The sequence below is a fragment of the Stenotrophomonas sp. CFBP8994 genome, from assembly GCF_034044835.1.
Lineage (GTDB): Bacteria > Pseudomonadota > Gammaproteobacteria > Xanthomonadales > Xanthomonadaceae > Stenotrophomonas > Stenotrophomonas rhizophila_A.
In genome coordinates, this window is the sequence record NZ_JAXCWT010000003.1 from 297501 (window position 1) to 310929 (window position 13429).

General features: G+C 68.7%; 10 protein-coding genes and 1 pseudogene (1 of these 11 running past the window's edge). 3 read left to right on the forward strand and 8 right to left on the reverse strand.

Annotated features, from left to right (window positions below):
• Positions 1 to 711: pseudogene (locus SOM39_RS09830) on the forward strand (benzoate/H(+) symporter BenE family transporter) (it extends 484 nt beyond the left edge of the window).
• A gap of 13 nt (positions 712 to 724) precedes the next feature.
• On the opposite strand, the gene SOM39_RS09835 reads toward SOM39_RS09830, so the two are convergent.
• From SOM39_RS09835 to SOM39_RS09850, 4 genes are all read right to left on the reverse strand, one after another.
• A complete protein-coding gene (locus SOM39_RS09835) occupies positions 725 to 2902 on the reverse strand; it encodes a lytic murein transglycosylase (protein WP_320458226.1) in 2178 nt (725 codons plus the stop codon).
• A 55-nt stretch (positions 2903 to 2957) separates the two neighbouring features.
• Positions 2958 to 3932: an L-histidine N(alpha)-methyltransferase gene (gene egtD, locus SOM39_RS09840; protein WP_184126388.1), complete on the reverse strand. Its 975-nt coding sequence runs from the start codon at positions 3930 to 3932 to the stop codon at positions 2958 to 2960.
• Complete coding sequence (egtB, locus tag SOM39_RS09845) at positions 3929 to 5221, reverse strand: ergothioneine biosynthesis protein EgtB (protein WP_320458227.1); 1293 nt, start codon at positions 5219 to 5221, stop codon at positions 3929 to 3931. The genes egtD and egtB overlap by 4 nt, the downstream gene beginning before the upstream one ends.
• A gap of 84 nt (positions 5222 to 5305) precedes the next feature.
• Positions 5306 to 5695 carry a YchJ family metal-binding protein gene (locus SOM39_RS09850; protein WP_210132844.1) on the reverse strand — a complete coding sequence of 130 codons (390 nt, stop codon included), beginning with the start codon at positions 5693 to 5695 and terminating at the stop codon, positions 5306 to 5308.
• A 59-nt stretch (positions 5696 to 5754) separates the two neighbouring features.
• Between SOM39_RS09850 and SOM39_RS09855 the strand changes: the two genes are divergently transcribed.
• Positions 5755 to 6531, forward strand: a complete 777-nt coding sequence (locus SOM39_RS09855) for a sulfite exporter TauE/SafE family protein (protein ID WP_068847948.1) — start codon at positions 5755 to 5757, stop codon at positions 6529 to 6531.
• Positions 6532 to 6536: 5 nt separating this feature from the next.
• On the opposite strand, the gene SOM39_RS09860 is transcribed toward SOM39_RS09855, so the two are convergent.
• From SOM39_RS09860 to folE, 4 genes are all read right to left on the reverse strand, one after another.
• Entirely contained in the window at positions 6537 to 9908 is a 3372-nt protein-coding gene (locus SOM39_RS09860; RefSeq protein ID WP_320458228.1) for an ATP-binding protein, read from the reverse strand.
• Positions 9909 to 9927: 19 nt separating this feature from the next.
• Positions 9928 to 10629 (reverse strand): DUF4194 domain-containing protein, encoded by a 702-nt coding sequence (locus SOM39_RS09865; RefSeq protein ID WP_093535508.1) that lies wholly within the window; start codon positions 10627 to 10629, stop codon positions 9928 to 9930.
• Entirely contained in the window at positions 10616 to 12085 is a 1470-nt protein-coding gene (locus tag SOM39_RS09870; RefSeq protein ID WP_068847954.1) for a DUF3375 domain-containing protein, read from the reverse strand. Before SOM39_RS09870 ends, SOM39_RS09865 begins: the two co-directional genes overlap by 14 nt.
• A 94-nt stretch (positions 12086 to 12179) precedes the next feature.
• Complete coding sequence (gene folE / locus SOM39_RS09875; protein ID WP_068847956.1) at positions 12180 to 12782, reverse strand: GTP cyclohydrolase I FolE; 603 nt, start codon at positions 12780 to 12782, stop codon at positions 12180 to 12182.
• Between the two features lie 129 nt (positions 12783 to 12911).
• On the opposite strand from folE, the gene SOM39_RS09880 reads away from it, so the two are divergent.
• Complete coding sequence (locus SOM39_RS09880) at positions 12912 to 13367, forward strand: MarR family winged helix-turn-helix transcriptional regulator (protein WP_068847958.1); 456 nt, start codon at positions 12912 to 12914, stop codon at positions 13365 to 13367.
• The last annotated feature ends 62 nt before the right edge of the window (positions 13368 to 13429 follow it).

Consider the following 13429-nt stretch of genomic DNA (forward strand, 5'->3'; position numbering starts at 1 on the left):
TCGCGACCTGGCTGGTCGGGCGCCGGCTTTTCCCCCGTTACGCCGTGATTGCCACCCTGCTGGTGGGCGTGGGCGTTGCCGTTGCACAGGGCCTGCTGCATGCCGAACAGCTGCGGCTGGAACTGGCCATGCCGGTGTTCACCTGGCCCACCCTGTCATGGCCGGCGGTGTTCGGCATCGCCCTGCCCCTGTTCGTGGTCACCATGGCCTCGCAGAACATTCCCGGGGTCGCCGTGATCCGGGCGTCCGGCTACGACACCCCGATTTCCCCCGTCATCGGCTGGATCGGCGTGGCCAACATGGTGTTGGCCCCCGTTCGGCGCCTACGGCCTCAACCTGGCGGCGATCACGGCGGCCATCTGCATGGGACGCGAAGCGCATGAGGATCCGGCCCGGCGTTACACCGCTGCCGTGGCCGCCGGTGCCTTCTACATCGTGGTGGGCCTGTTCGGCGCGACGGTGGCCGCGGTATTCGCCGCCTTCCCGAAGGAACTGGTGGCCTGCGTCGCCGGTATCGCCTTGTTCGGCACCATCGCCAACAGCCTGGCCATGGCCCTGCGCGAGGAAAGCGACCGCGAGGCCGCACTGGTCACCTTCCTGGTGACCGCCTCGGGCCTGTCGCTGGGCGGGATCGGCTCTGCCTTCTGGGGCCTGGTGGCCGGCGGCATCTGCCTGCTCGCCTTGCGGCCGCGCGGTCCCGCCCTGCCCTGAGCACTGACCGCGCTTACTGGGGCAGGACGCGGAGGGTCTGCACCAGGCTGTGGCGCGCGCCCGGGGCCAGGGTGACCACGTCAGGGCCGGCGTTGGCCGCCTCCAGGCACACATAGTGCTTCCAGCCGGCGCCGACGTCGGCCATCTTCGCCGCTCCTGCCTGGCCGGGGTTCCAGGCCACCAGCGAACGACTGCCCTGGGTACTGATCTCGATGCTGCGCTTGAGCCCAGGGTCTTTCAGCACGTAGCGGCCACCGGCCTGGGTATAGATGCGGTCGCTGCGGCCGGGGTCACGCGGGTCGTTGAGCGACCAGTCGCCCTGTTGGGTGCGCGGGGTGGCGTAGTTCTCGAACTTGTCCAGGTAGGTCAGGCCATCCAGCCCGGACACGCTGACCTGCATGGCGTCGCTGACCTTGAAGTAGTTGTGCAGTGCCTGGGTGAAGGTGACCGGCTGGCGGCCGGTGTTCTCGGTGACCAGGCGCTGTTCGAGGGTGCGGCCGATCCGCAGCTGCATGCTCAGGCGCAGGTCGAGGGTGTCCAGCGCCGGCGGGGCGAGGGTCAGCACCACGGTGCCATCGGCTTCGCGCTGCGCGCTCTGCAGGGTCCACGGCACGTTGCGCACGAAGCCATGCGAGGGCACGTCACTGCCCTGCCCTTGTTTGCCGAAGTACGGCCAGCACACCGGGCTGCCGCCGCGGATCGGGGTGGGCAGCGCCTGCGCGGTGGGCGACAGCCACAGCACGTCCTGGCCGCCCTTGGGAATGAAGGACAGCAGCTGCCCGCCAAACACGGAGATCGCGGCAGTGGCCAGCGGGGTTTCCACCTTCCAGGCCGGGAAGCCCTGGATGTCGACGATGCTCAGGCCCTCCAGCTTCGGCAGCGCGGCGCCGGAGGCAGCCGGCGACTGCACGAGGCGGGCATGGTTGGGCGGCAGGGAGAACGCGGTGGTGTCGGGCATGGCGGTAGTGGGCTTGGGTAGAGGGGGTGCGCTGCGCAGCGCGGTGAGGATGCGTTGGCCGGCGCGGCCGTCCGGATTGGGCCAGCCCAGCGCCTGCTGTTCGGTCTGGATGGCACGCCGCGTGGCAGTGCCGACCATGCCATCGGCGGCACCGATATCGTGGCCGCGTGCCAGCAGCAGGGTCTGCAGCTCGCGGCGTTCAGTACGGCCAATGCCGGGATCGTCGGTGGGCCAGGCCGCCACGATGCCGGGGCCGCCGCGCAGGCGGTCGGCCAGGGTGGCAATGGCCAGGGCATAGCTCTCCGCAGCGTTGTAGGCGTAGATCGCGTCGTAATTGCGGAACACCAGCCAGGCCGGGCCCTTGGCACCGGTGGGCAGCAGCAGGGCGGCATTGGCATCCTCGGGCAGTCCCGCAGGCGCGAGCGCGCCGCCGCCGACGGGGGCGATGCCCAATGCCCGCCAGGCCGCCAGCGGCTTGCGCTGGGTGCGCCCGGAGAGGCTGGCGCTGAAGCCGGCGGGGATCGTGACTTCGATGCCCCACGGCTGGCCGGTGCGCCAGCCGGCCTGCTTGAGATAGTTGGCGGTGGAAGCCAGCGCGTCGGGAATGCTGGCGACCAGGTCGCGGCGGCCATCGCCATCGCCGTCCACCGCGATACGCGCATAGGTGGAGGGCATGAACTGGGTGTGGCCGAAGGCGCCGGCCCAGGAGCCGGTCAGGCCATCGGCACTCAGATCACCGGCGTCGAGCAGCTTGAGCAGGGCCAGCAGCTCGCCGCGGAAGAACGGCTGGCGGCGGCCGTTGCAGGACAGCGTGGCCAGCGACTGCAGCAGCGGGCGCTTGCCGAATACGCGGCCGTAATCGCTCTCCACGCCCCAGACCGCGACGATGGTGGCCGGATCCACGCCGTACTGCGCCGATACGCGGGCGAGCAGGTCGCGGTGCTGGTCCAGGCGGGCGCGACCGTCGTCGACGCGCTGGGTATCGACCAGGGCGGCCAGGTAATCCCACAAGGGCGTGGTGAACTCCGGCTGCGCATCCAGCAGCGGCAGCACGCTCAGGTCCGGGGTGAGGCCGGCGGTGAGCCGGGTGAACCCGGCCGCGCTGACGCCCTGCTTGAGCGCCTGCGGCTGCAACGTGGCCAGGCAGCGGTCGAAATCGTCCTGCGGCGCGGCAGCGACCGGGGTGCCGGCCAGGCACAGCGCGCCCAGCAGGCCGACGTTGGTAAACCTCATTGGCGTGAATCCCTGCAGCCAAGTGTTACCGCATCATAGCGGCAACCCATGCGGTTCAGGCCCGTTCCAGCAACCGCAGGCCGAAGGCGGGGGCATCGGCATTCCACTGCATGCGCACGCGCAGGCCGGCCTCGGCGATCAGCGCGCCGAAGGCGGCGTCGGTGTACTTGTGGCTGTATTCCACCGTCATCGCTTCGCCGTCGGCGAAATCGAACGCGCGGCCGGCCACGTGCACCCGCTGTGCGCAACGGCTGACCAGCTCGGTTTCAATGCGCAGCCGCGGCACGCTGTAACGCGCGCGGTGCTCGAAGCCGTCCAGGTCGAAGTCGCTGCCGATCTCGCGGTTGAGCCGGCGCAGCAGGTTGAGGGTGAACGCCGCCGTGACCCCGGCCGCATCGTTGTAGGCCGCTTCGATCAGTGCCGGGTCCTTGTGCAGGTCGATGCCGATCAACGCCAGCCCGGTGGGCCCCATGGTCTGGCGCATGGCATCGAGCAGCGCCACGGCATCGTCGTGGGCGAAGTTGCCAAGCGTGGAACCCGGGAAGAACAGCAGCCGGCGTGCCGGTTCGCGCTGCGGTTCGGGCAGCGTTACGGGGCGGGTGAAGTCAGCGCAGACCGGCAGCATCTCGATCTCCGGCAGCGCTTCGGCCAGGCGTGCCACGCTGTCGAGCAGCGCCGCGCGCGAGATCTCGATGGGGGTGTAGGCCACCGGATCGGCCAGGGCATGCAGCAGCAGCTCGGTCTTGCGCCCGCTGCCACTGCCCAGTTCCACCACGTGCAGGTGCGGCCCCACCGCGCGGGCGATCTCCGCGCTGACCTGCTGGAGCAGCTGCAGCTCGGTGCGCGTGGGGTAGTACTCCGGCTGGCGGGTGATCTGTTCGAACAGCTGCGATCCGCGTGCATCGTAGAAATACTTGGAAGGCAACTGGCGCGGGCGCTGCGACAGGCCGTGCAGGATGTCGGCGGTGATCCGCGCGCGGTCCGGCTGCAGGTCGGTCAACGCATCCAGGGCATCACTGACAGTGCTCATGCGGCATCCTTGGCCAGGCGCAGGCCGGCGAACTGCCAGCGCGCCGACGGTGCGAAGAAATTGCGGTAGCTGGGACGGATGTGGTCGGCCGGGGTGGCGCAGCTGCCGCCACGCAGCACCCATTGCCCGCACATGAACTTGCCGTTGTACTCGCCGAGGTTGCCTTCGAAGGTACGGAAACCGGGATAGGCCCCGTAGGCACTGCTGGTCCACTCCCAGACATCGCCGAACAGCTGCAGGTGGCGATCGGGCGCGCTGCCCTGGTCGGGCGCGGCCGGATGCAGGCGCCCGCTGTCGGCGAAGTTGCCCTGCGGCGCCTGACCGGCGGCGGCCGCTTCCCATTCGAACTCGGTGGGCAGGCGCGCACCGGCCCAACGGGCGTAGGCGTCGGCCTCGAAGTAGCTGAGGTGGCAGACCGGTGCATCGGGGTCGAGCGCGCGCCAGCCCGCCAGGGTGAACTCGCGCGCCAGTGCGTCATCCCAGTACAGCGGGTGCTGCCAGTGTTCCTGCTGGCACAGGCTCCAGCCCTCGCTCATCCAATGGGCGGGCTCGCGGTAGCCGCCGGCTTCAACGAAGCGGCGGAACTCGCTGTTGCTGACCGGGCGGTTGGCCAGCGAATGGGCAGGCACCAGCACGCGGTGCACCGGCGATTCGTTGTCATAGGCGAAGGCGGCATGCGCCGGCCACGCGGGCGCGCCGATCTCCACGATCTGTTCCGGGCTGTGGATCCACGCCAGCGGCGAGGCGGTGCCGGTGCTGCGCGGCAGGTCGTCGCGGTAGGCCGGCTGCAGCGGGTTGCTCCACAGCGCGTGTTTGATGTCGGTGAGCAGCAGCTCCTGGTGTTGCTGCTCGTGGTGCAGGCCCAGTACCAGCTGGCGGGTCGCCTGCTCATCCAGTGCATCCGCCTGCAGCGCCGCCAATACGCGCTGGTCGACCAGGTTGCGGAAGCGCAGCACTTCGTCCAGTGAGGGCCGCGACAGCAGGCCGCGCTGCGGCCGCGCATGGGCCGGGCCGATGCTCTGGTAGTAGCTGTTGAACAGGTAATGCCAATCGGCGTCGAACGCGACGTAGTCCGGCTGGGTCGCCAGCACGAAGCGCTCGAAGAACCACGTGGTATGGGCCAGGTGCCATTTGCTCGGGCTGGCATCGGGCATGCTCTGCACCATCGCATCTTCGGCGCTGAGCGGTGCAGCCAGGGCCACGCTGCGGGCGCGTACCCGGGCGAACTGGGCCGCCAGTGCGGTGGCAGCGGTGACGGCGGTAGGAGGCGGGGCAACGACGGCGTTCATCGCACGAAGGATCGGCGAGCATGGGTGAGCGCGATGTCATGGCGCGGCGTACGCGGTGTTACGCCGTTCAAGTTGAATAGGCGATCAGGGCAGCGCGTCGAGATAGAGCCAGCGCCCATCGAGGCGCACGAAGCGGCTGTGCTCCTGCATCTTCACCGCGCTGCCGCCGCCGATCCGATAGCGCGCGGTGAAACGCACCTGGGCGTGGTCGGCATCCTGCAGGGTCTGTTCGTGCACGGTCAGACCCAACCAGTGCGTGCGCTGCCCGGCCGGCTCGTCCAGAGACAGGGTTTCCGGGCGGGTATCGGGGTGCCAGCTGGCCAGAAGGTATGCGGGCAGCTGCTTCACATAGGCGCTGTAGCGCGAGCGCATCAACGCCTCGGCATCGGGCGCGGCGTCACCGGCGTGGAAGCGGCCGCAGCAGGCGGCGTAGGCGACGGGGCGGCCGCAGGGACAGGGATCGGCAGGGGTCATGGGCGTATTGTGCCGCGGGGAGGCGTATGCTGGCGCGCTTTCCGCCGTGATGCGCTGCCGTGTTCGAGCTGGTTCCCCCTGAACTGTTGTGGTTGGTGGCGATCGCCTTCATCGCCGGCCTGGTCGATGCCGCCGTCGGTGGTGGTGGGTTGGTGCAGTTGCCCGGGCTGTTCACGGTGCTGCCGCAGCACACCCCGGCGATGCTGTTTGGTACCAACAAGTTCAGTTCGATGTTCGGCACCGCCGCAGCGGCGTTCCGCTACGCGCGCAATGTGCGCTTCCCCTGGCGACCGGTACTGTTCGCGGCCGCCACGGCCTTCGTGTTCTCGTTCGCCGGGGCCACGGCGGTGAGCCTGCTGCCCAAGGACGCGGTGCGCCCGCTGGTGCTGGTGCTGCTGGTGGCGATGCTGGGCTACACGCTGTGGAAGAAGGACTTCGGCGCCCTGCACCGGCCGCGCGAGATCGGCCGCAAGGAACTTGCCACGGCGCTGGCGATCGGCGCGGTGATCGGCTTCTACGACGGCTTCTTCGGGCCGGGCACCGGCAGCTTCCTGATCTTCCTGTTCGTGCGCTTCTTCGGGCTGGATTTCCTGCGCGCCTCGGCCGCCTCGAAGGTGGTCAACCTGGCCACCAACGTGGCCGCGATCTCGTTCTTCGTGCCGACCGGCAACATCCTGTGGCTGTTCGCCATCCCGATGGCCACCGCCAACATCGTCGGTTCGGTGGTCGGGACCCGGCTTGCGCTGCGCGGCGGCACGCCGTTCATCCGCAAGCTGTTCGTGGGCCTGGTGGTGGTGCTGATCGCCCGGATGGGCTGGGACACGTTCGCCGGCTAGGCAGGTCAGTCCTCGACCTGCCCGGCCGCGCTGCGGGTGCGCTCGGGAAGCTTGAGCCGCTTGCCTTCTTCGTCGTACTCGATCAACAGCACGCCGGAGTCGTGGCGGCCGCTGATCTCGACGAAACAGGCGCCGCCGATGAAAGGCTCCAGCGTCATCACCGATTTCAGCGGGGTGGCCACCACCATCTGGAAGCCGAAGTTCTCGAAGATGTTCATCGCCAGGGCGGTGAACTCGTTGTCGGCCTTGTCGAACGCTTCGTCCAGCACCACGGCGGCGTAGCTGGGCAGCTGGCTGTCGGCGCCGCCGAGCTGGTAGCGCAGCGCCGCCGCCAGGCAGGTGGTGGCCAGCTTCTGGCGCTGGCCACCGGACTTGCCGGCGCCGCTGCGGTAGATCTCGACCTGCTGGCGGGTGGCGGCGTCCAGTTCCACGCCGATGAACTCCACATGCAGGCGTACGTCGAGCACGTTCTCGCGCCAGCGCTTGTCCTCGCCTTCCTGCGAGCCCAGCCGCTTGACCAGCTCGCGCAGCACGGCGAACTGGGTCTCGGCGACGTCGCGCTCTTCGGTCTGGTGATGCGACAGCACTTCGCGCAGGTGCTGGTGGAACTCGAGCACTTCCGGCAGACGCCGGTCGCTGAGCTCGATGGTCAGCAGGGTGCCGCGGTTGAACGGCACCTGCTCCAGCGATGCATTGACCTCGTCCAGGCGCTGGCCGATCGACTTGCGCGCTTCGGCGCTGTGCCGCTGCAGGGCGAGCAGGTTGTTCTTGCTCTGGTTCTGCAGCAGATCGAAGAAGCGCTCCTCGTGCTGCGGCAGGCCGTCGCGTTCCAGCCGCGCCAGGCGCGCCAGGTAATCCTCCGCGGAAGCCACCGAGGCGGTGAAATCACCGGACTCCTCCGGCCACGCCTGCGCGAAGCGCCGGAAGCAGCCCACCAGCTGGGTCTCGACCCGGTGCACGTCCTGCTGGGACGAGGCCAGGCTTTCGTTGATGCCCTTGCTGATCTCGCGCATGTGCGCTTCCAGCGTTTCCAGGCTGAGCCCACCGAGGAGATCCAGGCGCTTCTTGAGCCCGGCTTCCTGGGTGGCGCCCAGCGCCGGCAGCACCAGGGCGCGGCTGCGCTGGCGCTGGGCATCGAGCTTGTCGCGCTCGCGCGAGAGCTGGATGAGCTCGACCCGGGTGTCTTCGTAGGTGCGCCGTGCCTGCACGATGTCCGCCCGGGCCTGGTCGATCTGCTGGGCCAGGCGGGCCAGGTCGGTATTGCCTTCGCGTAGCTCACGCAGTGCCGTTTCGATGTCCTGCAGCCGTTGCAGCGCCGTTGCGACGTCGACCTCCTCCCATGCCACGTTCACCAGCTGGTGGCAGGCCATCCGACGCTCGTTGTCGAGGTCACGCTGGCCGCGCAGGCGCACGACATCCTCGTCGCAGGCGGCAATGCGTTGCGCCAGTTCCTGCGCTTCGCGGCGGAACAGCGCCAGCTTTTCCTGGTTGTTGAAGCCCAGCAGCCAGCGACGGCGATCGCCGATCGCGCTGCGGTCATCCTTCTCGAACCGGTCGCCGGGATGCTTGACCTGGCCTTCGCGTGAAATGCCGCGTTCGACATCGCGCAGCTGCCTGGCATCGACGCACTCATAGTCGAAGCGCTTGCCCAGCTCGCGGCGCAACCATGGCTCGAACACGCTGTCGCGCAGCTCCAGCTTGTGCAGCAGCGAGCGCGCGGACGGCGAGCGTGCGATCGCGTCGTCGTTGCGGCGGACCCGGTAGTAGGTCAGGCGCATGCCCAGCTGGGTGCGATTCACCCAGGCGTTGATCTCGTTGTAGTGCTTGTCTTCGACCAGCAGCGACTGTGCAAAGCCGAACAGCACGCGCTCGATCGCCCCCTGCCAGGCACTCTGGTCGTCGTGGACCTGGATCAGCTCGCCCACGAACGGCAGTGCGGCCTCGGGCACGCCGGTTTCTTCGGACATCCGGCTGCGCAGCTTCTGCAGCGGCGCGGGAATGCTGGAAGGATTGCGCTCCATGGCCTCCAGTTCCGCGCGGACATCGGCGAAGCGGCGGGTATCGTCCTGCTTGCCAGCCTGGCGCTCGGAGATGGCGTCATCCAGGGCGGCGGCGGCCTGCTGGCGGTTGTCGAGTTCGCCCTGCGCGCGCGCAACCAGCGCAGCGAAACCATGGGCGTCATCGGGAAGTTCGTTCTGCAGCCTGGCGGCGGCCTGGCGGGCCTGCTCGCGCTTGGACTGGCGGCGGTCCAGTTCGGCCTGGGCCCGGCCCTGTTCGCGTTCGAGTTCCTCGATGCGCTCGCCGCCCTGCTGGCGACGCTGCAGCTCCAGCTCGGCCAGGTGCTCCTCATGGTTGGCCAGGGCCTGCCGGCGCTGGGTTTCTTCACCCTGCAGCCCGCGGTTGCGCACATCGATTTCCTGCAGCCGCTTCTCCAGCAGCAGCTGCAGGCGCGACTCACGGAAACTGTCCAGGCCCAGCTTCAGCGTTTCCTCGTCGGCACGCTGCAGGTTCATCGCCTTCAGTTCGGCATGCAGCGCGCGCGCCGGCAGCAGGGTTTCCACCTGCAGGCGGGCGGTGACCACCGACTTGTGCGCGCCATCGAGCTCGGCGAAGTCGCTGACCAGCCGTTCGGCGGCATCGAAGGTGCGCGGCGTATCCAGCATGAAATCGCGCAGGAAGACGTTCAGGTCGCCCAGGTTCTTGGCCGACTGCGTCTTGTGCAGCAGGCGCAGCGCCATTTCATTGTCGATGCCCAGCAGGTGCCGGAAGCGCTCGGCGTAGCCGGTGAAGCTGTCGAAGTGGTGTACATCGCCCAGGCGCTGTTTGAGCTTGCGCAGGTCCAGGTCGAAGCCGCCGAGGTCCTTGGCGATATCGAACGGGCGCTCGGCGATCAGGTAATGCTTGCGGACGTCGGCGGCGGCGGCGCCGTTGCCGGCGATCCAGAACAGCCGCACCAGGCTGACCACGCGACCATCGCCGGCGCGGTACTCCAGCACGAGCGCGGTCCAGGTGGCGCCCTTGCGCAGGTATTGGGTGGCAATTTCGCCGGTGCCCCGGTCCTGCTGGTCCGCCCACGCGCCACGCACGTAGGAGACCAGGTTGCGGTCGCGGCCGCTGCGTTCGGCTTCGCGGGCGGCGGCGTTGAAGTCCACGATCGACGGCGGCACCAGCATTGCCGACATGGCATCGAGCAGGGTCGACTTGCCCGAACCGGAACGGCCGACGAACAGGAAGCCGCGCTCGGCGATCGGAACTTCGGTCAGGCCGTTGAAGGTGCCCCAGTTGTGCACCTGCAGCCGGCGCATGCGGAACTGCTGCTGGCGCGGGTCGGGCAGCCCTTCGGTGAACAGGGCAGGAGTGTTCTTGGAGATGGCCATGCGTTATCGGTCGTTCCGTTCAGGCTTTGGCAGCAGGGGTTTCGCGCAACTGGCGGTACACCGACGAAAGTGCGGACACGTCTTCGGCGGAGAACAGCAGCTTCAATGCGGGCGATACTTCGTGCCGGTCTTCCTGGCCCGCCAGGCGGGTCAGGATGTGGTTCTCTTTCATCTTCTGCACCGCCGCGGCGACGCGACGGTTGAACCCGGCGCGGTCGGTGGAGAGGTTCTTCTCGTAGATCGCCAGCGCTTCGGCCATCTCGGTGTCGGCCACGACCGCGCGATTGCCACGCGCGTCGGCCTCGGCCAGCTGCTGGCGCAGGTACAGCAGCAGCACCGAATCGATGAAGGTCAACGGCGAGCTGCGCAGCAGCACCGGCGCTTCGACGTCCTCGGTGTCGGCCTGGCGGGTGAAAGCCACGCCACTGTCGCGGTCCAGCACCAGTTCCAGGAACAGGTCGGCCAGCGAGGAGCGGATGGCCGCTTCACTGCGGATCAGCGCCGGCCACAGCTTGGGGTGGCGCAGCTGGTCGATGCTGGGGCCGATCAGCAGCTGGCACAGCGCGCGGCGCCCATCCAGCGGCAGTCGGCCGGTGTCGCCCAGGTAGTAGACGTCGTTGTTCCGCCGCGGCAGCGGCGTGACCACCACCGGCTCTGCGTCGAGGTCGGGTGCGTCACCGTCGATCAGGGCGGCGTCGTTGGAATCTTCATGCCAGCTCATGGCGTTTCTCCTGGGTGAACCAAACCAACGGGATACGGGCCCGCCGCCACTGTCCATCGCCGCCACGCCAATGCGCGGTTTCCTGTTCGCCTTCCACCACCGTGCCGTGGCGCGTGCCCAGCGACAGGTAGCCGATCACGCTGCCCAACCCCTGCGGCGCGTCGCGCTGCGACAGGGCCTGGGCAATGCTCAGCTTCGGTTGTATGGCCAGCAGGTCGTGCAGGTCGCGGCGCAGGGTGCGGAAGTCGATTTCCGACGAAGCCACCAGGTCGCCAACGCTTTCAAGGGAAATGCTGGCGGCATCGTTGCGCTGCACGCTGCCATCGACGTGGGCGCTGCGCGGGTCATGCAGTTTCCACTGCGACCACGAGCGCAGGCGGCTGGTGGTCAGCTGCAGATCGCGGCCGATCGGCCGCTGGGCGGTGAATTCATCGCGCAGCGCCAGTGCTTCGGACTGCGCCTGCTTGAGCAGCTGGTTGAGCCGGCGCTGCTCAAGGTACCCACGGCTCTGCACGAAGCCGCGCAGGCTGCGCGCGAAGTGCTGCAGGACATCGTGGACCTGGCCGCCGCGGTCGAGCATGGTACCGGTGAAGCCGCGCAGGAAGGCGCGCTCGTCACGGTCCAGCTTGCGGGCGAAGCCGCGCGCGAGCACGGTCTCCAGCGCCGCATCCAGCTGGGCGCTCTGTTCGGCATCGTTGAGCAGCCGCCAGAACGCCTGGAAGCTGCGCCCGGCGTCGCTGTCGCCGATCACATCGACGCCCTCGAACAGCCGCGACAGCACGTCGCCGCGTTCGCTCTCGTCGTCGATGATGCGTTCGCGGAACTCGCGGTTGAGCCGTTCGAAGTCGTCGCGGACACGGCGGAAGTCTTCAGTGAGATCGTCGGCCAGGCCGATGATCTGGCGCGCCCGCTCCAGCGCGCGCTTGCCATCCAGGGTCGCCACGCGGCCAACGCCGACCCGCGCGATCTCCGCGTCGATGCGGTCGCGCTCGTCGCGCAGCGCCGACAGGCGTGCGTCCGGATCGGATTCGGTCTGCGCGGCCAGCTGCGAGAGCTGCTCGATGACCAGCGCCAACCGGCTTTCGGTGGCTGCCACGCGCGTCTGCTCCAGGCTGTCGGCGAAACGGATCGCCTGCAGCGCCTGGGTGGACAGTTCGTACTGCTCCTGGTCGGCGCCCTCGGGCAGGCGCCGCTCCAGCCAGCCCTGGGCCAGCCAGTGGGCGATGTAGGCCTGGGCGGTGCGCGGCAGCTCGCGCGACAGTTCTTCGCCATTGAGCTGGTCCAGCGCGCGCTGCAGGCGCTCGTGCAGCGCTGCCGCCGGCAGGGTGCGCTCGCCGTCCATCAGCAGGCTCTGCAGCAGGCCGATGATCTCCGGGGCGTTGGCAGCGGCCAGCAGCTTCCACTGGGGCTGTTCGCGCAGGGTGCGGTAACGGGTGATGCGTTCGCGGTGCTTCATGCAGCCAGGACATCCGGATAGACGCCGCGCGGCCAGGCGCCGCGCAGCGGGAGGGGCATCGGCCCGGCACGCTCATGCCGGGCGCGCGGCGTACTCAGCGCTTGCCGCCCACTTCGATGAAGCGCAGGAACTCGGCCCGGGTGCGGGCGTCTTCGCGGAAGCTGCCCAGCATCTTGGAGGTGACCATGCTCACGCCGCGCTTGTGGATGCCGCGGGTGGTCATGCACTCGTGCGCACCTTCCACCACCACGCCCACGCCGATCGGCTGCAGCACGTCCTGGATGCACTGGGCGATCTGCGCGGTCATCTTTTCCTGGACCTGGAAGCGGCGGGCATAGGCCTCCACCACGCGGGCCAGCTTGCTGATGCCCACCACCTTGCCGGCCGGCAGGTAGCCGACGTGCACGCGGCCGATGATCGGCGCCATGTGGTGTTCGCAGTGGCTTTCGTACTCGATGTCGCGCAGCACGATCAGTTCGTCGTAGCCGGCAACCTCTTCGAAGGTCCGTTCCATGTAGGCACGCGGGTCGTCGCGGTAGCCGCTGAACCAGTCGCCATAGGCTTCGGCGACGCGCCGCGGGGTGTCCAGCAGTCCTTCACGGGTGGGATCTTCACCCGCCCAGCGCAGCAGGGTGCGCACGGCCGATTCGGCCTCGTCCTGGGTCACCGGGGTCACGTCGTTGTCTTGTTTGCTCATTACATACAGCACCCGAAGGGGGGCGAGCATCGTACCCGACAGAGCCCCCGGGCGTCCCCCGGCCGTTGGGCTGCGGTTGGGCCGGGGGTATTGATAGGAATGAAATTAGTAGTATCCTATCTATCTGCCATGAAACGCTCCCTCGACGAACGCACCCAGCTGCAGATGCAGCTCAGCTCCGGCCTGCTCCACTCAGGGCGGCAATGGCAGCGCCTGGCCGACCAGGCGTTGGGCAGCTATGGCATTTCCGCCGCCTGCACCATGCCGCTGCTGATGATCGGCCGCGCCGGCGGTGGTATCCGCCAGGTCACCCTGGCTCAACAGCTGGGCATGGAAGGCCCCTCGCTGGTGCGCCTGCTGGACAAGCTGTCGGCCAGCGAGCTGGTGCGCCGCGAAAGCGATGCCAGCGACCGCCGGGCCAACCTGCTGTGGCTGACCGACAAGGGCGAGGCGCTGGTAAGTGCGCTGGAGAGCCAGCTGATCGGCCTGCGCCAGGACGTGTTCGGCGAGCTGACCACCGAGGAACTGCGCACCGTGCTGAAGCTCTGGAAGCTGCTGGCCGAGGCGTCCGACCGCGTGACGTAAGCCGCTGCCCTGCCCCACCTCCCGGTGTTGTCCTGCGACGCCGTGGTGTTCCCCTTTCCGCT

Excerpts from the sequence above, each read along its gene's own strand:
- folE (WP_068847956.1), bottom strand. The coding sequence starts at position 12,782 with ATGAGCAAACAAGACAACGACGTGACCCCGGTGACCCAGGACGAGGCC.
- SOM39_RS09850 (WP_210132844.1), bottom strand. The coding sequence starts at position 5,695 with ATGACCCCTGCCGATCCCTGTCCCTGCGGCCGCCCCGTCGCCTACGCC.
- SOM39_RS09865 (WP_093535508.1), bottom strand. The coding sequence starts at position 10,629 with ATGAGCTGGCATGAAGATTCCAACGACGCCGCCCTGATCGACGGTGAC.
- SOM39_RS09880 (WP_068847958.1), top strand. The coding sequence starts at position 12,912 with ATGAAACGCTCCCTCGACGAACGCACCCAGCTGCAGATGCAGCTCAGC.
- egtB (WP_320458227.1), bottom strand. The coding sequence starts at position 5,221 with ATGAACGCCGTCGTTGCCCCGCCTCCTACCGCCGTCACCGCTGCCACC.
- egtD (WP_184126388.1), bottom strand. The coding sequence starts at position 3,932 with ATGAGCACTGTCAGTGATGCCCTGGATGCGTTGACCGACCTGCAGCCG.
- SOM39_RS09860 (WP_320458228.1), bottom strand. The coding sequence starts at position 9,908 with ATGGCCATCTCCAAGAACACTCCTGCCCTGTTCACCGAAGGGCTGCCC.
- SOM39_RS09835 (WP_320458226.1), bottom strand. The coding sequence starts at position 2,902 with ATGAGGTTTACCAACGTCGGCCTGCTGGGCGCGCTGTGCCTGGCCGGC.
- SOM39_RS09870 (WP_068847954.1), bottom strand. The coding sequence starts at position 12,085 with ATGAAGCACCGCGAACGCATCACCCGTTACCGCACCCTGCGCGAACAG.